Below are 20154 nucleotides of genomic sequence, written 5' to 3' on the forward strand. Positions count from 1 at the left end.
CATTGGCGGCGGCAATGCAGGCCTCAAGCCGCTTCCTGGGCCGACGGCGGCACCGGCGCCAGCTGCCCGCCCGGCAGCAGGCAGGCCTCGACGACCTGCAGGTTGTTGTCGCGGGCGAAGTTCATCACGAAATCCCAGGCCATCGGCTCGATGGCCTTCAGCTCCTCGCTGACGATCACGCACTTCACGCCGTTGATGACCCGCGGCACGCAGTAAGGCGAATAGCCGATGAAGGAGCCGATGCCGCCGGCCGAGCCGCCGGGGCGGAAGCTGGACATCGCCCCCGCCAGCCGCTCCGCCCAGTCGCTGGGGCGGAAGGTCTTGCCATCCTTGGTCAGGCCTTGGATGAACACTTCGCGAGGCAGGGGTGAGGTCATGCGGTCTGGCGTGCTGCGAACAAAGGGGCGGGGTGGCCGCCCGGTATTGTGCCGCGATTATGTTGCGTCGCAGCACCGGGCCGCCCGATGCAGGGACATGCCGATGTGCCGTTATCGGCATGCAAAGGTCGACCCTTAGAATCAAAAGCCCTGGGCGGCGCACGGCTGCCCTCTTTTGCCGATCCCGGCCGATCCCCTTTGGAGCCCGCCGCATGAATGCGACCGCCACCAGCCCCGCCAGCCCCATGCCCCATGTGATGAACACCTACGGCCGCCTGCCGTTCGCGTTGTCGCATGGCCGAGGCTGCTGGGTGTGGGATACCGACGGCAAGAAGTACCTCGACGGCCTGGGCGGCATCGCGGTCAACACCGTCGGCCACGCCCATCCGAAGCTGGTCGCCGCGCTGCAAGATCAGGTCGGCAAGCTGATCCACAGCTCCAACTATTACCAGGTGCCGCTGCAGGAGCAGCTGGCCGCCAAGCTGACCGAGGTGTCGGGCCTGAGCAACGCCTTCTTCTGCAGCACCGGCCTCGAGGCCAACGAAGCCGCGCTGAAGATCGCCCGCAAGTTCGGCCACGACAAGGGCATCGAGCGTCCCGAAATCATCGTCTACGAGAAGGCCTTCCACGGCCGCTCGATCGCCACGCTGTCGGCCACCGGCAACGCCAAGGTGCAGGCCGGCTTCGGCCCGCTGGTCGAGGGCTTCGTGCGCGTGCCGCTGAACGACCTGGCCGCGGTGCAGAAGGTGGCCGCCGAGAACCCGAACGTGGTCGCGGTGTTCCTCGAGGTGATCCAGGGCGAAGGCGGCATCAACGTCTCGACCATCGAGTACCTGCAGGGCATCCGCAAGGTCTGCGACGAGCGTGGCTGGCTGCTGATGCTCGACGAGGTGCAATGCGGCCTGGGCCGCACCGGCAAGTGGTTCGCGCACCAGTGGGCCGGCATCAAGCCGGACGTGATGCCGCTCGCCAAGGGCCTGGGCTCGGGCGTGCCGGTGGGCGCGATCGTCTGCGGCCCGAAGGCGGCCAACGTGCTCGGCCCCGGCAACCACGGCAGCACCTTCGGCGGCAACCCGCTGGCCATGCGTGCCGGCGTCGAGACGCTGCGCATCATGGAAGAAGAAAAACTGCTCGAGAACGCCGCCACCGTCGGCGCCGCGCTGAAGGCCGGCCTCGCGAAGGAACTGGCCGCCGAGATCGCGAGCGGGGCCGTGGTCGAGATCCGCGGCCAGGGCCTGATGCTGGGCATCGAGCTCGACCGCCCGTGCGGCGTGCTGCTGAATCGCGCGGCCGAGGCCGGCCTGCTGCTCAGCGTCACCGCCGACCGCGTGATCCGCCTCGTGCCCTCGCTGATCCTCACCGCCGACGAAGCGGCGCAGATCGTGGCCCTGCTGTGCCCGCTGATCAAGCGCTTCCTGTCCGAAACCCCTGCCAAGCCATGAAGCCCGGCATGAGCCTCATCAAGCACTACCTGCAGTTCAAGGACTTCCGCGCCGAGGAGTACGCCTACCTGTTCGAGCGCACCGGCATCATCAAGAAGCGCTTCAAGAACTACGAGAAGTACACGCCGCTGGTCGACCGCACGCTGGCGATGATCTTCGAGAAGGCGTCCACGCGCACCCGCGTCAGCTTCGAGGCCGGCATGTACCAGATGGGCGGCTCGGTGGTGAACCTGACCACCGGCGACAGCCAGCTGGGCCGCGCCGAGCCGATCGAGGACAGCGCGCGCGTGATCAGCCGCATGGTCGACCTGGTGATGATCCGCACCTACGAGCAGACCAAGCTCGATGCGTTCGCGGCCAACTCGCGCGTGCCGGTGATCAACGGGCTGACGAACGAGTACCACCCGTGCCAGATCCTGGCGGACATCTTCACGTACATCGAGCACCGCGGCAGCATCGCCGGCAAGGTGGTGGCCTGGGTCGGCGACGGCAACAACATGGCCAGCACCTGGCTGCAGGCGGCCAGCATCCTCGGTTTCACGCTGCACGTCAGCACGCCGTCGGGCTACGAGGTGGATGCCAAGGCGGCCGGCGTTAGCGACACCCAGTGCATCAAGGTCTTCAAGGATCCGCTGGAAGCCTGCCGCGGCGCGCACCTGGTGACCACCGACGTCTGGACCAGCATGGGCTACGAGGCCGAGAACGAGACGCGCATGAAGGCCTTCGCCGACTGGTGCGTCGACCGCGAGATGATGGCGGCGGCCCAGCCGGACGCCCTCTTCATGCACTGCCTGCCGGCGCATCGCGGCGAGGAAGTCGAGGCCGAGGTCATTGACGGATCTCAATCCGTCGTCTGGGATGAGGCGGAGAATCGCATGCACGTGCAGAAGGCGCTGATGGAGTACCTGCTGCTGGGCCGCATCGGTTGAGCTCCCGCCTTTGAAACTTGCCCTGATCACCGACCTGCATGCCAACCGCGAGGCGGTCGAGGCGGTGCTCGCGCATGCGCAGTCGCAGGGTTGCGGGCAGCACGTCTTCCTCGGCGACTACGTCGGCTACGGCGCCGATCCCGGCTGGGTGGTCGACTGCCTGCAGGCCCACCTGGCCGATGGCGCCGTCGCGGTGCTGGGCAACCACGACGCGGCCGCGGTGCAGGGCCCGCAGCCGACGATGGTGCCGGATGCGCGCGAGGTGGTCGCGTGGACGCACCAGCAGCTGAGCCTGTCGCAGCTCGACTTCCTGTCGAAGCTGCCGGTCAGCGCACGCGACGGCGACCGCCTCTACGTGCACGCCAACGCCTACGCGCCGACCGCCTGGGGCTACGTCACCGCGCGGCTCGACGCGGTGCGCAGCATGCACGCCACCGATGCGCGCCTGACCTTCTGCGGCCATGTGCACGAGCCGCTGCTGTTCCACCTGTCGAGCACCGGCAAGGTCGGCGACTTCACGCCGGTGCCGGGCGTGCCGATCCCGTTGTCGCCGCAGCGCCAATGGCTGGTGATCCCCGGCTCGGCGGGGCAACCGCGCGACGGCAACCCCGCGGCCTGCTACGCGACCTTCGACACCGTCAGCGGCGACCTCACCTACCACCGCGTGCCCTATGACCACGAGGCGGCGAGCGCCAAGGTGGTGGCGGCCGGGCTGCCGCAGCGCATCGCGCAGCGCCTGATCGATGGACACTGAGGCCGAGCCGCCCAGGCCTGGATCGCGCCTGGCCGCCGGCCAGGTCATCGACGGTTTCCGGCTCGACGAGCACCTGCACCAGGGCGGCATGGCCAACCTGTGGGCGGTGACGCGGCTCGGCAGCGACGACCCGATGCCGCTGATCATGAAGGTGCCGCGCATCAAGGGCGGCGAGGATCCCACCAGCATCGTCGGCTTCGAGGTGGAGCAGATGATCCTGCCGTCGCTGTCGGGCACGCACGTGCCGAAGTTCATCGCCAAGGGCGACTTCACCGGCCAGCCGTTCATCGTGATGGAGCGGCTGTCGGGCGACTCGCTGCGCAAGCGCTTCGACGATGCGCCGCTGCCGGTCGACGAGGTGGTGCGCACCGGTGCGCTGGTGGCGACCGCGCTGCACGAGCTGCACCGCCAGCACGTGGTGCACCTGGACGTGAAGCCGAGCAACATCATGTTCCGCAAGGCCGCGGACGGCACGCGGACCGAGGCGGTGCTGGTCGACTTCGGCCTGTCGCGCCACGATTTTTTGCCCGACCTGCTGGACGAGGAGTTCGAGCTGCCGATGGGCACCGGCCCCTACATGTCGCCGGAGCAGGTGCAATTCATCCGCAACGACCCGCGCAGCGACCTGTTCGCGCTGGGCGTGCTGCTGTACCACCTGCTGACCGGCGAGCGCCCGTTCGGTGCGCCGACCAGCGTGCGCGGGCTGCGCCAGCGGTTGTATCAAGATCCGCTGCCGCCGCTGGCCTGGCGGCCCGACTGCCCGCCGTGGCTGCAGGAGCTGGTGCTGCGCTGCCTGGAGGTGCAACCCGACAAGCGGCACCAGAGCGCGGCGCAGCTGGCCTTCGAGCTGCAGAACCCCGACCAGGTGGTGCTGACCGAGCGCGCCCAGCGCCGCGCGCGCAGCGGCCGGGTGCAGACGCTGCGGCGTTGGTTTGCCGCGCTGGGCGCCGAGCCGGCCGAGCGCGGCAACGCCGCGGCGCAGGCGGCGCGCAGCCCGATCCTGCTGGCGGCGGTGGATGTCGCGAATGCCGAGCCGGCGCTGCTCGAATCGGTGCGCGACACGGTGCAGCGTCTGCTGCACACCGAACCCGGTGCGCGCCTGGCGTGCCTGGCGGTGCTGAAGATCAACCGCATCGGCATGGACGAGCTGGTCGACAAGGACGGCGGCAGCAAGCACGTGAGCCTGCTGGTGCAACTGAAGCACTGGGCGCGCCCGTTGGTGCAGGACCTGGAGGAGACGCGCCCCGAACAGGCCGGGCGCGTGACCTTCCACGTGCTGGAGGCACCGGACGCCGCCGGCGCGATCGTCGAGTACGCGCGCAAGAACCAGGTCGACCACATCGTGATGGGCGCGCGCAGCAGCGGCGGGCTGCGGCGCTACCTGGGCAGCGTGTCGGCCGAGGTGGTGGCGCAGTCGGATTGCACGGTGACGGTGGTGCGCAGCTTGCTTCGCGCCACCTCATGACGCACCCCGATCCCGACCCGCGCTTCGGCCCCCTGCCCACCCACGGCCGCCACGACTACTCGGCGATCACCCAGCGCGCGGACTTCCGCTGGCCGAACGGGCAGCGCCTGGCGGTGTACCTGGGCTTCAACCTCGAGGACTTCGCGTTCGGCGAAGGCCTGGGCGCGTCGCTCGGCCCGGCCTCGCCGCATCCCGACGTGCTGAACCACAGCTGGCGCGAATACGGCAACCGCGTCGGCGCATGGCGCTGCCTGGAGCTCTTCAACCAGCTCGCGCTGCCGGCCGGCGTGATCCTGAACACGGCCATGTACGCGCTGAGCGCGCCGCTGGTGGACGCCTTCGTGCAGCGCGGCGACGAGATGATCGCGCACGGGCACACCAACTCCGTGCGGCAAGGCACGCTGCCCGAAGCCGACGAGCGCGCGCTGATCGAGCACTGCCGCGACACGATGGCGCGCCACCACGGGGCGCCGCCGGCGGGCTGGCTGTCGCCGTGGATCTCGGAAAGCCAGGTCACGCCCGACCTGCTGGCCGAAGCAGGCTTCCGCTACACGCTGAACTGGTGCCATGACGACCAGCCGGTGCGCATGCGCACGCGCGGCGGGCCGCTGTGGGCGGTACCCTACCCGCAGGAGCTGAACGACATCCCGATGATCATCGCGCGCCAGATGGACGCGAAGGATTTCGCGCAGATGATCGTCGACCAGTTCGACGAGATGCTGGCGCAGTCGCAGCAGCAGCCGCTGGTCATGGGCATCGCGCTGCACCCGTACATCGTCGGCCAGCCCTACCGGCTGCGCCACCTGCGGCGCGCGCTGCGGCACGTCGCCGAGCACCACCGCGAGATCTGGCTCACGACACCGGGCGCGATCGCATCGGCGATGGATGCCCTGGAGGCCGCGTGATGGACATCGACTTCRATGCCATCACCGAGTACCAGCGCTACAAGCTGATGGCCAGCCTGATCGTGCCGCGGCCGATCGCGCTGGTGACCACGCTGGCTGAGAGCGGCATCGTCAACGCCGCGCCGTTCAGCATGTTCAACATGCTGGGCGAGGAGCCGCCGATCGTGATGATCAGCGTGAACCGGCTGAAGGACGGGGCACTGAAGGACACCGCGGCCAACATCGTGCGCACGCGCGAGTTCGTGGTGCACCTGAGCGATGAGGCCATGGCCGAGAAGATGCACCGCTGCGGCGAGCGGCTGCCGCCAGACGTCAGCGAGCTGGCGCAGGTGGGGCTCACGACGGCGCCATGCCGGCAAGTCAAGGCCTCGCGCATCGCCGAAGCACCGGTGGCCTTCGAATGCACGCTGTGGGAGACGCTGGAGACCGCCAGCCGCCAGATCTTCATCGGCCAGGTGCAGTGGCTGCATGCCCGCGACGACCTGATCGACACCGAGCGCTGGCGCGTGCGGCTGCAGAACTACTTTCCGGTCGGACGCTTCGGGGCCAGCTTCTACGTGAAGACGCGGGAGCGGTTTTCGTTCGACGCGGGGAGTTCGACGGCGATCGACGAGATTTGACGCGATGGTGGAGCGCCTCTCGCCGCTGCGCTCAGGTGTCCAGCCCCTGCGCCACATACCGCGACACCTTCGGCGGCGACTGCTCCACATGGAATCCCAGCCGCCGCTCGCGCAGCTCCATGTCGAACACCGTCATGCGCTCGAAATGCCGCAGGTGTTCCGCCCACGACTCGTTGACGAACTGTTCCACGTACAGCGCCGGATCCGAGGTGTCGCGGAACAGGCTCCATGACAGCACCCCGCGGCGCAGGCAGCTGCTGCGCCGCTCCTGCATCATGTGCAGGAAGTCGGCCTGCCGCACCGGGTCGATGCGGTATTCGATCGCGATCAGCACCGGCCCGTCGTGCGGGTCCAGCGGCAGCGCGGTGACCGGCGGCTTCAGCACGTTCGCCGGCGTCAGGTCCTCTTCGGCCACCGCGGACAAGCGCACCTTGCGCGTCAGCAGCAGCCCGATGACCGCCACCGCCGCCGCGCACAGCAGGCTGCGCCGCACGTCGCTCAGTGCCGCCACCTGCCCCCACAGCGCCGCCCCGAGCGCGCTGCTGCCCATCAACGCCATCTGGTAGATCGACATCCCGCGCGCCCGCACCCAGTCGGGCAGCGCCAGCTGCGCCGACACCGTCAGCGAGTTCGCCACCGAGATCCAGGCCGCGCCCGCCGCCGCCATCGCCGCCGCCGCGACCATCACGTTCGGCGCCAGCGCCACCACCACCATCGCCAGCGCCTGCACCAGCGAGCCCCAGCGCACCAGCTCGTCCGAGCCCAGCTTCTGCCGCACGCGCGGCAGGTTGACCGCCGCCCCGATCGCGCCCGCCCCCATCGACGCCAGCAGCAGCGTGAAGGTGCCCGCGCCGCCGCCGTGCAGGTGCTTGGCCACCAGCGGCAGCAGCGCCAGCAGCGCGGTCGACTGCAGGAAGAACAGCGACACCCGCAGCAGCACCACGTGCATGCGCGCCGACTCGCGCACGTACTGCACGCCCACCCGCATCGCGCCCAGGAAGCGCTCGCCCGGCAAGGTGCTCGCCTTCTGCTCGCGCCGCCAGCGGCTGATCGTGAAGGCGGCGCCGATCGACAGCAGCGCGTTCAGCACGAACACCCAGGCGCTGCCCGCGCTCGCGATGATCGCGCCGGCCACGATCGGCCCGACGATGCGCGACGCGTTCATCGCGATGCCGTTCAGCGCCAGCGCCGCCGGCAACTGCGAGCGCGGCACCAGCTCGGGCACGATCGCCGCGAACACCGGCCAGCGCATCGCCAGGCCAATCCCGTTCGCGAAGGTCAGCACCAGCAGCAGCGGCGCGTTCATCGCGTCGAACGCGATCGTCGCGCACATCACCACCGCCACCGCCGCCACCCACAGCTGGGTCAGCATGAAGTAGCGCCGCCGGTCCAGGATGTCGGCCATCGCGCCGCTGGGCAGCCCGAGCAGGAAGACCGGCAAGGTCGACGCCGACTGCACCAACGCCACCAGCACCGGCGAGGTCGTCAGCGTGGTCATCAGCCAGGCCGCCGCCACGTCGTTCATCCACATGCAGACATTGGCGGCCACCCAGGTGCCCCACAGCATGCGGAACACCGGCAGCGACAGTGGCGCCCAGGCCGAATTCGACGGGCCGGCCGGCGGCGGAACGACAGGGGGTGGAACCACCGGCGGCGGAATGACGGGCGTGCTCGACATCCCGGCACGTTAGCACCGGCGGCGCGTCCTTCAACTGTGGGATGGACGTACACACCCACGCCACGATACTGGCCCGTGCAGCCAACCGCTGTCTCTGCCGTCACGGAGGGGCCCATGAAGCTTCTGATCGCCAAGGGTGCGTCCGGCCAGGACGTGGATCAACTCGCACGGGCCCTCGCCGCCGAACTCGGCGCCGATGCCGCGCCCTTCCCGGTGCTGGCCCAGCCCGGCAGCGCCATCGACGACAGCTTCGATGCCGCGATCCGCCGCTGGCAGGCCGGCATCGGCGTCATCGCCGACGGCGTCATCGGCCCGCGCTGCCAGGTGCTGCTGAAGCTGATCCCCGAGCCGAAGCCCACCGACCCGCCGCTCACGGTGAGCCTGGTCAGCCAGCTGTTCCCCGCCACCAAGCCGGCCAACATCGCGCGCTACCTGCCCTACGTCGAGGCGGCACTGCGCGTCGCCGGCCTCGCCGACCGGCCGATGGTGCTGGGCGCGCTCGGCACCATCCGCGCCGAGACCGAGGGCTTCGTGCCGATCTCCGAGTTCCAGTCGCGCTTCAACACGCCCCCGGGTGGCGCGCCGTTCAGCAGCTACGACCTGCGCCGCGACATCGGCAACGGCGCCCCCGGCGACGGCGCGCGCTACAAGGGCCGCGGTTTCGTGCAACTGACCGGCAAGGCCAACTACAAGCACTACGGCGAAACGATCGGCCTCGCACTCGACGCCGACCCCGACAAGGCGAACGCGCCCGAGGTCGCCGCGGTGATCCTGGCGCTGTTCCTGTCCGACAAGGCCGACAGGTTCCGCGCCGCGATCGCCAAGTCCGACTTCGCCGCGGCACGCAAGCTGATCAACGGCGGCGCACACGGGCTCGACGCCTTCCGCAGCGTGTTCCAGCTGGCCGAGCAGGCGCACGAGGCGCAGGCGCCGCGTGCCGCTGCCGGCGCCGGGCGCAAGGCCGCCCGCACGTCGCACCGGCCGGCCGGCAGCACGCACCGCGTGTCGCGCACGAAGAAGGACACCGCCGACCTGCGCGACCGCCAGTACATGCCGGCCGCGATCACGCTGCCCGACGAGTTCCCGGCGGCCGAGACGGTGCAGCGCTTCCTGCCCGCCTACACCAAGGCCGGGCTGGTGCTGAACCAGGGCAGCGAAGGCGCCTGCACCGGCTTCGGGCTCGGCTGCGTCATCAACTACCTGCGCTGGCTGAAGGCGAAGACGCCGGCGAAGTTCCAGTCGGTCAGCCCGCGCATGCTCTACACGCTGGCGCGCCGCCACGACGAATACGAAGGCGAGAACTACGAAGGCTCCAGCTGCCGCGGTGCGCTGAAGGGCTGGTTCAACAACGGCGTGTGCCTCGAGCCCGACTGGCCCTACCAGGCCGACAAGTCCGACACCGCGCGCTACGGCTTCGCGACGCGTGCCACGCAGAACACGCTGGGCGTCTACTACCGCGTCGACACCCACTCGATCACCGACATGCAGGCGGCCATCGCGCAGCACGGCGCGGTCTTCGTGTCGGCCTTCACGCACGACGGCTGGGATGCAGTGCCCGACGTCGACAAGCCGCCCGCCGGCCATGCCGACCTGCCGCTGATCGGCTTCGACGGCCGCCCCTCGCAGGAAGGCGGGCATGCCTTCGCGCTCGTCGGCTTCAACGAGCGCGGCTTCGTGCTGCAGAACTCCTGGGGCCGCGACTGGGGGGCCGGCGGCTTCGCGACGCTGTCCTACCTCGACTGGCTGGCCAACGCCATGGACGCCTGGGTGGTGGCACTCGGCGTACCGGGCGTCGTCGCCGGCCGGCTGGCGGTGGCACAGGATGCCGCGCAGGGCGGCAGTGCCCGGCGCAGCGATGCCGACCGCCGCAAGTGGTGGGACACCGCGATGGCCTACCAGCACAGCGTGGTGCTCGGCAACGACGGCCGCGTCACCCGCTACCTGACCGAGGACGAGCAGCCGCGCAAGCTGCAGCAGCAGGCCTATGCGCTGCCCGACCAGTGGTTCCGCAGTCAGCCCGACGGCCCGAAGCGCCTGGTGCTGTATGCCCATGGCGGGCTCAACAGCGAACCCGACGCGATCAAGCGCGCCAGCGCGATGGGCCGCTTCTTCATCGGCAACGGCTGCTACCCGCTGTTCCTGGTGTGGAAGACCGGGCTGCTCGAGAGCATCGGCGACATCCTGTCCGACGCCTTCCACCGCGAGCCGGCACGCGCCGGTGCCGGCGAATGGCTGAGCGACAAGACCGACCTGCTGATCGAGAAGACCATCGGCCGCCCGCTGGCCCGCCCGATCTGGAGCGAGATGAAGGAGAACGCGCAGCTCGCCTTCGCGCCGCGCCGCGGCGGCGAGCTGCTGCTGGATGCGGTGCAGGCGCTGGCCGCCACCTGGGGGCCGCAGCTCGAGCTGCACCTGGTCGGCCACTCGGCCGGCTCGATCGCGCTCGGGCACCTGCTGTCCGCGCTGGCGGCGCGCGAGCATGCCGGCCGCGACGACGGCCTCGCGCAACGGCTCGCATCGGTCAACCTGTACGCGCCGGCCTGCACGGTGGCGTTCGCCAACCAGCACTACGCGGGCGACCCGCGCGTGATGGAGCGGCTGCACCTGGACGTGCTGTCCGACAAGGTCGAGCGCGACGACAACGTGGTCGCGATCTACCGCAAGTCGCTGCTGTACCTGGTGTCGAACGCGCTGGAGACCGACCTGCGCACGCCCATCCTCGGGCTGGACTGCGTCAACGACCCGTCGTTCGCCGGCTGGGACGGCTCGTCCGACACCGGCGAGGCGCTGGCCACCTGGCGCGCCGCGGCGGCCGATGCGAAGCTGCGCGAACGCACCCGCCTCGTCAGCGACGACCGCATCGAGACGGCGATCGGCAGCGACGGCCAGCCGGTGCTGCAGCGGGCATCGCACGGGGGCTTCGACAACGACGTCGAGGTGCTCTCGCGGACGCTGCAGCGCATTCGCGGCGGGGACCTGCAGATGAAGGTCGACGACCTGAGGGGGTATTAGTAGCCCGGATGCCAATCCGGGGTTTGTTCACCACATCCCGGATTGGCATCCGGGCTACAAGGCCACCTCCTACATCCGTTCAGAGGCACGTCCGACGCCCGCGGGCCGGCGCAGCGTCCATCATGGTCCGCCATGAACACGACGCTGCCCGCCGGTTTCGCCCCCGTCCCCTACGACTCGTCCTTCGAGCATGCCGACGAGGACGAGTCCGACACCTGCGAGCAACTGGCGAAGACCCTGCGCGGCATCAGCCAGACCACGTACGACCACTGCGGCCATGCACTGCGCGGCGTGCATGCCAAGAGCCACGGCTTGCTGCGCGCCGAGCTGCAGGTGCCGGCCGACCTGCCCGAGGTGCTGCGCCAAGGTGCCTTCGCCCAGCCCGGCCAATGGCCGGCCGTGATGCGCCTGTCGACCATCCCCGGCGACATCCTCGACGACAGCGTCTCCACGCCGCGCGGCCTGGCGATCAAGCTGATCGGCGTCGAGGGCCTGCGGCTGCCCGGCAGCGAAGGCGCCTTCACGCAGGATTTCGTGCTGGTCAACGCGCCGGTGTTCGGCGCGCGGGGACCGAAGCAGTTCCTGTCCGGCCTGAAGCTGCTCGCCGTCACCACCGACCGCGTGCCGACGCTGAAGAAGGCGGTCTCGGCCGTGCTGCGCGGCGCCGAGAAGGCGATCGAACAGGTGGGCCTGCAAAGCGGCACGCTGAAGACGCTGGGCGGCCACCCGGAGACGAACCTGCTCGGCGAGACCTGGTACAGCCAGGTGCCGATGCTGTGGGGCCCGTACATGGCCAAGGTGTCGGTGGTGCCGATGTCGCCCGAGCTGTGCGCGCTGACCGGCGCGCCGGTCGAGATGCACGAGCGGCCGCAGGCGCTGCGCGATGCGGTGCTGGCGCACTTCGCGCAGCATGGCGGCGAGTGGGACTTGCGCGTGCAGCTGTGCACCGACCTCGAGGCCATGCCGATCGAGGACGCGTCGGTGCGCTGGCCCGAAGACCGCAGCCCCTTCGTCACGATCGGCCGCCTCGTCGCGCGGCCGCAGCTCGCGTGGAGCGAGGCCCGCTCGGCCGCCATCGACGACGGCATGTCGTTCAGCCCCTGGCACGGGCTGGCCGCCCACCGGCCGCTGGGCGCGGTGATGCGGGTGCGCAAGCGCGTCTACGAGACCTCGGCCCGCTACCGCGCCGAGCGCAACGGCGTGCGCATCGCCGAGCCGCGCTCGGGCGACGACCTGCCGGCGTGATCAGGCCTTCGGCACGACGGCGGTCACCTCGATCTCGACCTTCGCGCGCGGCTCCATCAGCGCGCTGACCTGCACCGCGCTCATCGCGATGGCATAGCTGCCGACGAGTTCGCGGAACACCGCGCCCACCTCGCGTCCGCGCGCGACGTACTCGCCGCGGTCCAGCACGTACCAGGTCATGCGCACGATGTGCTGCGGCGTCGCGCCGCCTTCGGCCAGCACCGCGCACACGTTCAGCAGCGCCTGGCGCACCTGCTGCACGAAGTCGTCGCTGTCGAACTCGCAGCGCGCGTTCCAGCCGATCTGGCCGGCGACGAACACCAGCCGTCCCTCGGCGGCCACGCCGTTCGCATAGCCGCGCGGGGGCAGCCAGCCTGGGGGTTGCAACACGTTCACGGATCGGTCTCCTGTTCGTTATCGGGCACGCAAGCGGAAGCGCTGCAGCTTGCCGGTCTCGGTGCGCGGCAGCGCCGTGCAGAACTCGACCGCGCGCGGGTACTTGTAGGGCGCGACCGCCTGCTTGACGAAATCCTGCAGCGCCTTCGCCATCGCCGCATCGCCGGCATGCCCGGGCCGCAGCACGACGAAGGCCTTGACGATCTGGCCCCGCTCGTCGTCCGGCACGCCGACCACGCCGCATTCGGCCACCGCCGGGTGCAGCAGCAGCGCCGCCTCGACCTCCGGCCCGGCGATGTTGTAGCCGCCCGAGATGATCATGTCGTCGGTGCGCGCCTGGTAGACGAAGTAGCCGTCCGCGTCCTGCAGGTAGGCATCGCCGGTCAGGTTCCAGCCGCCGCTCACGTACTGGCGCTGGCGCTCGTCGGCCAGGTAGCGGCAGCCGGTCGGGCCCTTGACCGCGAGCCGCCCCACCTGGCCGGGCGGCAGCGGCCGGCCGCTCTCGTCGAGCACGCAGGCCCGGTAGCCCGGCACGACGGTGCCGGTGGCGCCGGGGCGCGCATGCGCCTCGTCGTGCGAGATGAAGATGTGCAGCAGCTCGGTCGAGCCGATGCCGTCGATGATCTCGATGCCGGTCGCGTCCTTCCACAGCCGGCGCGTCGCGGCCGGCAGCGCCTCGCCGGCCGACACGCACTGGCGCAGCGACGACAGGTCGTGGTTCGCGACCTGCGGCGCCATCGCGCGGTACGAGGTCGGCGCCGTCACCAGCGTGGTCGCGCGGTACTGCGCGATCGCGCCCGGCAGCGCGTCCGGCCCGGGGCGCTCGACGAGCACCGTCGACGCGCCGACCGACAGCGGGAACAGCAGCAGCCCGCCCAGCCCGAAGGTGAAGGCGAGCGGCGGGCTGCCGATGAACACGTCATCGGCACGCGGGCGCAGCACGTGGCGCGGCCAGCACGCGCAGGCCGCCATCACGTCGCGGTGGAAATGCATCGTGGCCTTCGGTGCGCCGGTGGTGCCCGAGGTGAAGGCCATCAGGCAGGTGTCGTCGGCCGCGGTGCGCACGGTGTCGAAGACGGCCGGCTTGGCGGCGGCCCGCGCCTCGAGGCCGCCATCGCGCTCGGTCATGAAATGCAGCACGTGCGCCAGCGTCGGGCACTGCGGGCCGGCCATCGCGAGTTCGTCCTCCAGCCGCACGTCGCACAGCGCGTGGCTGATCTCGGCCTTGTGGACGATCTGCACCAGTTCCTTCGCGCGCAGCAGCGGCATGCTGCCGACCGCGATGCCGCCGGCCTTGACGACGCCGAACCAGCACGCCGCCAGCATCGGCGAGTTCGGCCCGCGCAGCAGCACGCGGTTGCCGGCCACCAGGCCCAGGTCCTCGACCAGCACGCGGGCGATGCGGTTGGCCTGCGCCTGCAGCTCGGCGTAGGTCCAGCGCACGCCCTGCCCTTGCACGCACAGGCGCCCGCCCTGCCCCTGCTCGACCCAGCGGTCCAGCAGTTCGTGCGCGCAGTTCAGCTCGGCGGGAAACCGCAGCTCGGGCAGGTCGAACACCAGCTCCGGCCATTGATCGGGCGGCGGCAGGTGGTCGCGGGCAAAGGTGTCGACGTGCGCGGACATCTCACGTTCCTTCTTTCAACAACTCTCGGGCAATGATCAGCAACTGCACCTCGGTGGCGCCCTCGTAGATGCGCAGCGCGCGGATCTCGCGGTACAGGCGCTCGACGGTGTTGCCGCTCACGACGCCGGCCCCGCCCCACATCTGCACGGCCGCATCGATCACCTGCTGCGCGCCTTCGGTGGCCGCGAGCTTGGCCATCGCCGCCTCGCGCGTGACCGTGCGGCCCTGGTCGCGCTGCCAGGCGGCGCGGTAGGTCAGCAGTGCCGCGCTGTCGACGGTGATCGCCATCTGTGCGAGCCTGGCCTGCGTCAGCTGGAAGTCGGCCAGCGTCTGGCCGAACATCTTGCGGCGGGTAGCGCGCTGCAGCGCCTCGCCCAGCGCACGCCGCGCGAAGCCCAGCGCGGCGGCGGCCACCGAGGTGCGAAAGATGTCCAGCGTCTGCATCGCGAGCTTGAAGCCCTGCCCCGCCTCGCCCAGGCGCTGCGCCTTCGGCACGCGACAATCGGTGAAGCGCAGCCGCGCCAGCGGRTGCGGCGCGATSACGTCGATGCGCTCGGCGATCTGCAGGCCCGGCGTTCCGGCGTCGACGACCAGCGCGCTGATGCCGCGCGAGCCCGGCGCCTCGCCGGTGCGCGCGAACAGCACGTAGAAGTCGGCGATGCCGCCRTTSGAGATCCAGGTCTTCTCGCCGTTCAGCACGTAGGCGTCGCCGTCGTCGCGCGCGTCGCAGGCCAGCGCCGCGACGTCGGAGCCGGCCTCGGGCTCGGACAGCGCGAAGGCCGCGATGGCCTCGCCGCGCGCCACGCGCGGCAGGTAGCGCTCGCGCTGCGCCGGCGTGCCCTGCAGCGAGATCGCGCCGGAGCCCAGGCCCTGCATCGCGAACGCGAAGTCAGCCAGGCCATGGTGCCTTGCCAGGGTTTCGCGCAGCAGGCAGATGGCGCGGGTGTCGATCGCATCGCCGGGCGTCGCGGCGACGGCGTGGCGCAGCCAGCCGGCGTCGCCGAGCTTCCTGACCAGCAGGCGGCAGGTGGCGTCGACGTTGTCGTGCGGCACGTCGGCCAGGTGCTCGCCGCACCAGCGCGACAGCTCCTGTTCCAACGCGACATGTCTCGCCTCGAAGAACGGCCAATCCAGGTGCGTGCCCATCAGTCCCCCTCGAACACGGGCCGGGACTTGGCCGCAAACGCCTCGTACGCGCGGTGGAAATCCTGCGTCATCATGCAGATCGCCTGCGCCTGCGCCTCGGCCTCGATCGCCTCGTCGACCCCCATTGCCCATTCCTGGTGCAGCATGCGCTTGGTCATCGCATGCGCGAAGCGCGGCCCGGCCGCGATCTCGGTGGCCCAGGCCAGCGCCTCGGCCTGCAGCGCCGCCGGCTCGGCCAGCCGGTTGTAGAACCCCCATTGCAGCGCCTCGTCGCCGCCCAGCGAACGGCCGGTGTACAGCAGCTCCGACGCCCGCCCCTGGCCGACGATGCGCGGCAGCAGCGTGCAGGCGCCCATGTCGCAGCCGGCCAGCCCGACGCGCGAGAACAGGAAGGCCACCTTGCTCGCGGCCGTGCCGACACGCAGGTCGGAAGCCATCGCGATGATCGCGCCGGCACCGGCACACACGCCGTCGATCGCCGAGACGATCGGCTGCGGGCAGGCGCGCATCGCCTTCACGAAATCGCCGGTCATGCGCGTGAAGGCCAGCAGGTCGGGCATGCGCATCGCAGTCAGCGGGCCGATGATCTCGTGCACGTCGCCGCCGGAGCAGAAGTTGCCGCCGGCCCCCTGCACGACGATCGCCCGCACCTCGTCGACCTGGGCCAGCGTGCGGAACAGGTCGCGCAGCTCGGCGTACGAATCGAAGGTGAGCGGGTTCTTGCGCTCGGGCCGATTCAGCGTGATCACGCCGACCCGGCCGTGCACGGCCCAGCCGACGTGGCGCGGCGAGATCGCCTCGGCGCCGCGGCGGTTGCCGGCGGCGAGGTGGGTGTCCATCGGACGGGTCATGCGGGCTTCTCCTTGGACTTGCGCGGGGCGCGGGCCGGCCCGGCCTTGGCGGCGGGCAGCGGGGTCTCGAGGCCGGCCAGGTGCTGTTTCAGCACCGCGAGCAGCGCCTGCACCTGGGTCTTCTCGTCGTCCGACCAGCCGGCGAACAGCTCGACCACCCACTGCTCGTGCGTGGCCGCCATGCGGCGGAACTGGCGGCGGCCGGCCGGTGTCAGCTGCACCGTGTACGAGCGGCGGTCGCCCGCCTGCGGCACGCGACGCACCAGGTCGTCGGCCTCGAGCAGGTCGGTGATGCCGGTGACGTTGCCGCCGGTGACCATCAGGCGCTGCGACAGCTCGCCCATCGTCAGGCCGCCGGGCTCGCGTTCGAGCTGGGCCATCAGGTCGAAGCGTGGCAGCGTGGTCGAGAATTCGGTGCGCAGCCGGTTGCGCACCACCGACTCGATGCGGTTGGTGCACGACAGCAGGCGCAGCCACAGCTTCAGCGCCTGGTGGTGGTCGTCGATCAGGCGCGATTCGACGTCGGTGACCTCGGGCAGCATCACATCACCTCCCCGCCGGCCACGGCGATCGCCTGGCCGGTGATGCTGGACGACTCGCGCCGGCACAGCCACAGCACCGCCTGCGCCACTTCATCGGGCTGCACCAGGCGGCCCTGCGGGTTGGCCGATGCGAGCGCATCGCGCGCCTCGCCGGGGCTGCGGCCTGTCTTGCCGGCAATCTGTTCGACGGCCTGCGCGACGATGTCGGTGTCGGTGTAGCCGGGGCACACCGCGTTGACCGTCACGCCCTTGCGCGCGACCTCGAGCGCGAGCGCGCGGGTCAGGCCGAGCAGCCCGTGCTTGGCGGCGCAGTAGGCGGCGACATAGGCATAGCCTTTCAGCGCTGCGGTGCTGGCGATGTTGACGATGCGCCCGAAGCCGCGCTCGGTCATGCCGGGCAGCACCTGCTGCGTGCACAGGAAGCTGCCGGTCAGGTTGACCTGCAGCATGCGATTCCACAGCTCGAGCGACGTGCGGGAGAAGGGCTGGCTTTCCACCTGGCCGGCGTTGTTGATCAGGATGTCGACCGGACCCACGGATTGGAAGGCGTGTTCGACGCTCCTCGCGTCGGTGACGTCGACCCTCGTAGCCCGGATGCCAATCCGGGGATCGATGTCCCGGGACGATCCCGGATTGGCATCCGGGCTACGACGCCCCATCACGGTGACCTGCACGCCTTGCGCGGCCAATGCCGCCGCGATCGCCGCACCGATCCCGCTGCCCCCGCCCGTCACCACCGCGTGCAAGCCGTTCATACGCCCTGCGCCAGGTTGGCCTGTTCCTGCGCCGACAGCCCCGCCGCCTGCGCCGCCATCGCGCGTTCGCGTTCCAGGTTGCGTTCGAGCTGCGACTTGCCGGACAGGTACTGCCGCGGCCAATCGGCCCCGATGCCGTTGACGTGGCCGATCTTCGCGGCCTCCAGCAGCGTCCACGCCGGGTTGGCCAGGTGCGGCCGGGCGATCGCGCACAGGTCGGCACGACCGGCCGCGATGATGCCGTTCACGTGGTCGGCCTCGAAGATCGCGCCCACCGCCATCGTCGCGATGCCCACCTCGTTGCGGATCGCCTCGGCGAACGGCGTCTGGTACATGCGGCCGTACACCGGCTGCTGCTGCTTGCTGACCTGGCCCGACGACACGTCGACCAGGTCGGCACCCGCCGCCTTGAAGGCGCGCGCCATCGCGACCGCATCCTCCGGCGTGTTGCCGCCCGGCACCCAGTCGTGCGCCGAGATGCGCACCGACAGCGGCCGCTCGGCCGGCCACGCGGCGCGCATCGCCGCCAGCACCTCCAGCGGGTAGCGCAGCCGGTTGGCCAGTGCGCCGCCGTAGGCGTCGGTGCGCAGGTTGGTCAGCGGCGACAGGAAGGACGACAACAGGTAGCCGTGCGCGCAGTGCAGCTCCAGCCAGTCGAAGCCGGCCTCGGCCGCGCGCCGCGTCGCGGCGACGAAATCGGCGGTGACGCGGTCCATGTCGTCGCGCGTCATCGCGCGCGACCAGTCGCTGACGCCGTCCAGGTACTGCTGCGGCGAGGCCGAGAGCAGCGGCCAGTTGCCGTCCGGCAGCGGCAGGTCTTCGCCATCCCACGGCGCGCGCGTCGAGCCCTTGGCGCCGGCATGGCCCAGCTGCATCGCGATCTTCGCGCTGCTTCCGTGGTGCACGAAGTCGACGATGCGCCGCCACGCCCGCATCTGCCCGTCGGTGTACAGCCCGGGGCAGCCCGGCGTGATGCGCGCATCGGCCGACGGACAGGTCATCTCGGCGAACACCAGCGCGGCCCCACCCAGCGCCCGCGCGCCCAGGTGCACCAGGTGGTGGTCGCCCGGCACGCCGTCGACCGCGCTGTACTGCGCCATCGGCGACACCACGACGCGGTTCTTCAGCGTCAGGCCGCGCAGCGTGAACGGCGTGAACATCGGCGGCACCGCATGCGCGCCGTCCAACCCGGCCTGGCCGGCCAGCCAGCGCTCGTAGTCGCCGACGTAGCCGGCATCGCGCAGCCGCAGGTTCTCGTGCGAGATGCGCTGCGAACGCGTCAGCAGCGAGTAGGCGAACTGCTGCGGCGCGAGCCGCGCATGGCGCTCGACGTTCTCGAACCACTCGGTCGAGTTGCGCGCCGCGTTCTGGATCTTCAGCACCTCGATGCTGCGCTGCGCCTCGTAGGCGGCCAGCGCCGCGGGCAGGTCCCCGGGGTGGCCCTGGATCGCGGCGGCCAGGTCGATCGCGTCTTCCAGCGCCAGCTTGGTGCCCGAGCCGATCGAGAAATGCGCGGTGTGCGCCGCGTCGCCCATCAGCACCACCGGCACGCGGCCGTTGTGGCGCTCTTGCCAATGCACCCAATGCTTGCAGACCACGCGCGGGAAGCGGATCCACTGCGCCGAGCCGCGCAGGTGCGCCGCGTTCGACATCAGCGGGTGGCCGTCGAGGATGCCCGCGAACAGCTTCTCGCAGAACGCGATGCTTTCCTCCTTGCCCATCTCGGCCAACCCGGCGGCCTGCCACACCGGCTCGGGCGCTTCGACGATGAAGGTGGAGGTCTCGGCGTCGAAGCGGTAGGCGTGCACCTGGAACCAGCCCCACTCGGTCTCCTCGAACGCGAACGTGAACGCGTCGAACAGCTTGTGCGTGCCGAGCCAGACGAAGCGGCACAGGCGCGCATCGACGTCGGGCTGGAAGGTCTGGGCATACTTGCCGCGGATGCGGCTGTTCAGCCCGTCGCAGGCGATCACCAGGTCGGCATCGAGCGCGGTGTCGTCCTGGCACTCGGTCTCGAAGCGCAGGTTCACGCCAACCTCTTCGCAGCGGTCCTGCAGGATGTTCAGCAGCTTGCGCCGGCCGATGCCGCAGAAGCCGTGGCCGGACGAGCGGATCCGCTCGCCCTTGAAATGCACGTCGATGTCGTCCCAGTGGTTGAACGCATCGAGGATCAGCGCGGCGCTCTGCGGATCGCTGCGCTGCACCGCGCCCAGCGTCTGGTCGGAGAACACGACGCCCCAGCCGAAGGTGTCGTGCGAGCGGTTGCGCTCGATCACGGTGACCTCGTGCGACGGGTCCTGCTTCTTCATCAGCAGCGCGAAGAACAGGCCCGCGGGGCCGCCGCCGATGCAGGCGATGCGCATGGTGGATCTCTTTCGGGATTGCCGCGGCGACGATCGCACGCCGGCACAAT

17 protein-coding genes are annotated in these 20154 nt (G+C 70.6%); 8 read left to right on the forward strand and 9 right to left on the reverse strand.

The features are described from left to right. Positions 1-23: 23 nt before the first annotated feature. Positions 24-377, reverse strand: coding sequence for a DUF3579 domain-containing protein (locus AC1DYN_RS07615; RefSeq protein WP_477958521.1), 354 nt, complete (start codon positions 375-377; stop codon positions 24-26). 212 nt (positions 378-589) lie between these two features. Between AC1DYN_RS07615 and AC1DYN_RS07620 the strand changes: the two genes are divergently transcribed. From AC1DYN_RS07620 to AC1DYN_RS07645, 6 genes are read left to right on the forward strand one after another with little or no spacing between them, the layout of a single operon-like run. After that, positions 590-1819, forward strand: a complete 1230-nt coding sequence (locus tag AC1DYN_RS07620; RefSeq protein ID WP_477958522.1) for an aspartate aminotransferase family protein — start codon at positions 590-592, stop codon at positions 1817-1819. Then, positions 1816-2748, forward strand: a complete 933-nt coding sequence (gene argF / locus AC1DYN_RS07625) for an ornithine carbamoyltransferase (protein WP_477958523.1) — start codon at positions 1816-1818, stop codon at positions 2746-2748. The genes AC1DYN_RS07620 and argF overlap by 4 nt, the downstream gene beginning before the upstream one ends. A 10-nt stretch (positions 2749-2758) precedes the next feature. Beyond that, on the forward strand, positions 2759-3502 hold the full coding sequence (locus AC1DYN_RS07630) for a metallophosphoesterase family protein (RefSeq protein ID WP_477958524.1): 744 nt from the start codon (positions 2759-2761) through the stop codon (positions 3500-3502). After that, positions 3492-4967, forward strand: coding sequence for a serine/threonine protein kinase (locus tag AC1DYN_RS07635; protein WP_477958525.1), 1476 nt, complete (start codon positions 3492-3494; stop codon positions 4965-4967). The genes AC1DYN_RS07630 and AC1DYN_RS07635 overlap by 11 nt, the downstream gene beginning before the upstream one ends. Beyond that, positions 4964-5872: a polysaccharide deacetylase family protein gene (locus AC1DYN_RS07640; RefSeq protein WP_477958526.1), complete on the forward strand. Its 909-nt coding sequence runs from the start codon at positions 4964-4966 to the stop codon at positions 5870-5872. Before AC1DYN_RS07635 ends, AC1DYN_RS07640 begins: the two co-directional genes overlap by 4 nt. Continuing rightward, positions 5872-6492 (forward strand): flavin reductase family protein, encoded by a 621-nt coding sequence (locus tag AC1DYN_RS07645; protein ID WP_477958527.1) that lies wholly within the window; start codon positions 5872-5874, stop codon positions 6490-6492. The genes AC1DYN_RS07640 and AC1DYN_RS07645 overlap by 1 nt, the downstream gene beginning before the upstream one ends. 31 nt (positions 6493-6523) lie before the next feature. On the opposite strand, the gene AC1DYN_RS07650 is transcribed toward AC1DYN_RS07645, so the two are convergent. Further along, the gene (locus AC1DYN_RS07650) at positions 6524-8059 is read right to left on the reverse strand and encodes an MFS transporter (RefSeq protein WP_477958555.1); all 1536 of its coding nucleotides are present in this window, start codon (positions 8057-8059) and stop codon (positions 6524-6526) included. Between the two features lie 225 nt (positions 8060-8284). Between AC1DYN_RS07650 and AC1DYN_RS07655 the strand changes: the two genes are divergently transcribed. Next, on the forward strand, positions 8285-11182 hold the full coding sequence (locus AC1DYN_RS07655) for a C1 family peptidase (protein WP_477958528.1): 2898 nt from the start codon (positions 8285-8287) through the stop codon (positions 11180-11182). Between the two features lie 132 nt (positions 11183-11314). Continuing rightward, on the forward strand, positions 11315-12427 hold the full coding sequence (locus AC1DYN_RS07660) for a catalase family protein (protein WP_477958529.1): 1113 nt from the start codon (positions 11315-11317) through the stop codon (positions 12425-12427). Here AC1DYN_RS07660 and AC1DYN_RS07665 read toward each other — a convergent pair whose 3' ends face one another. The 7 genes from AC1DYN_RS07665 to AC1DYN_RS07695 are packed head-to-tail and all read right to left on the reverse strand — an operon-like array spanning position 12428 to position 20104. Further along, on the reverse strand, positions 12428-12823 hold the full coding sequence (locus AC1DYN_RS07665; RefSeq protein ID WP_477958530.1) for a RidA family protein: 396 nt from the start codon (positions 12821-12823) through the stop codon (positions 12428-12430). Positions 12824-12841: 18 nt separating this feature from the next. Then, positions 12842-14446: an AMP-binding protein gene (locus AC1DYN_RS07670; RefSeq protein WP_477958531.1), complete on the reverse strand. Its 1605-nt coding sequence runs from the start codon at positions 14444-14446 to the stop codon at positions 12842-12844. 1 nt (position 14447) lies between these two features. Next, on the reverse strand, positions 14448-15593 hold the full coding sequence (locus AC1DYN_RS07675; RefSeq protein ID WP_477958532.1) for an acyl-CoA dehydrogenase family protein: 1146 nt from the start codon (positions 15591-15593) through the stop codon (positions 14448-14450). Continuing rightward, the gene (locus AC1DYN_RS07680) at positions 15593-16444 is read right to left on the reverse strand and encodes an enoyl-CoA hydratase family protein (protein ID WP_477958533.1); all 852 of its coding nucleotides are present in this window, start codon (positions 16442-16444) and stop codon (positions 15593-15595) included. Before AC1DYN_RS07680 ends, AC1DYN_RS07675 begins: the two co-directional genes overlap by 1 nt. Then, the gene (locus AC1DYN_RS07685) at positions 16441-16986 is read right to left on the reverse strand and encodes a MarR family winged helix-turn-helix transcriptional regulator (protein WP_477958534.1); all 546 of its coding nucleotides are present in this window, start codon (positions 16984-16986) and stop codon (positions 16441-16443) included. The genes AC1DYN_RS07680 and AC1DYN_RS07685 overlap by 4 nt, the downstream gene beginning before the upstream one ends. After that, positions 16986-17741: an SDR family NAD(P)-dependent oxidoreductase gene (locus AC1DYN_RS07690; protein ID WP_477958535.1), complete on the reverse strand. Its 756-nt coding sequence runs from the start codon at positions 17739-17741 to the stop codon at positions 16986-16988. Before AC1DYN_RS07690 ends, AC1DYN_RS07685 begins: the two co-directional genes overlap by 1 nt. Further along, positions 17738-20104: a bifunctional salicylyl-CoA 5-hydroxylase/oxidoreductase gene (locus tag AC1DYN_RS07695; RefSeq protein ID WP_477958536.1), complete on the reverse strand. Its 2367-nt coding sequence runs from the start codon at positions 20102-20104 to the stop codon at positions 17738-17740. The genes AC1DYN_RS07690 and AC1DYN_RS07695 overlap by 4 nt, the downstream gene beginning before the upstream one ends. Between the last annotated feature and the right edge of the window lie 50 nt (positions 20105-20154).

The sequence above is a fragment of the Rhizobacter sp. P2_D12 genome, from assembly GCF_056404395.1.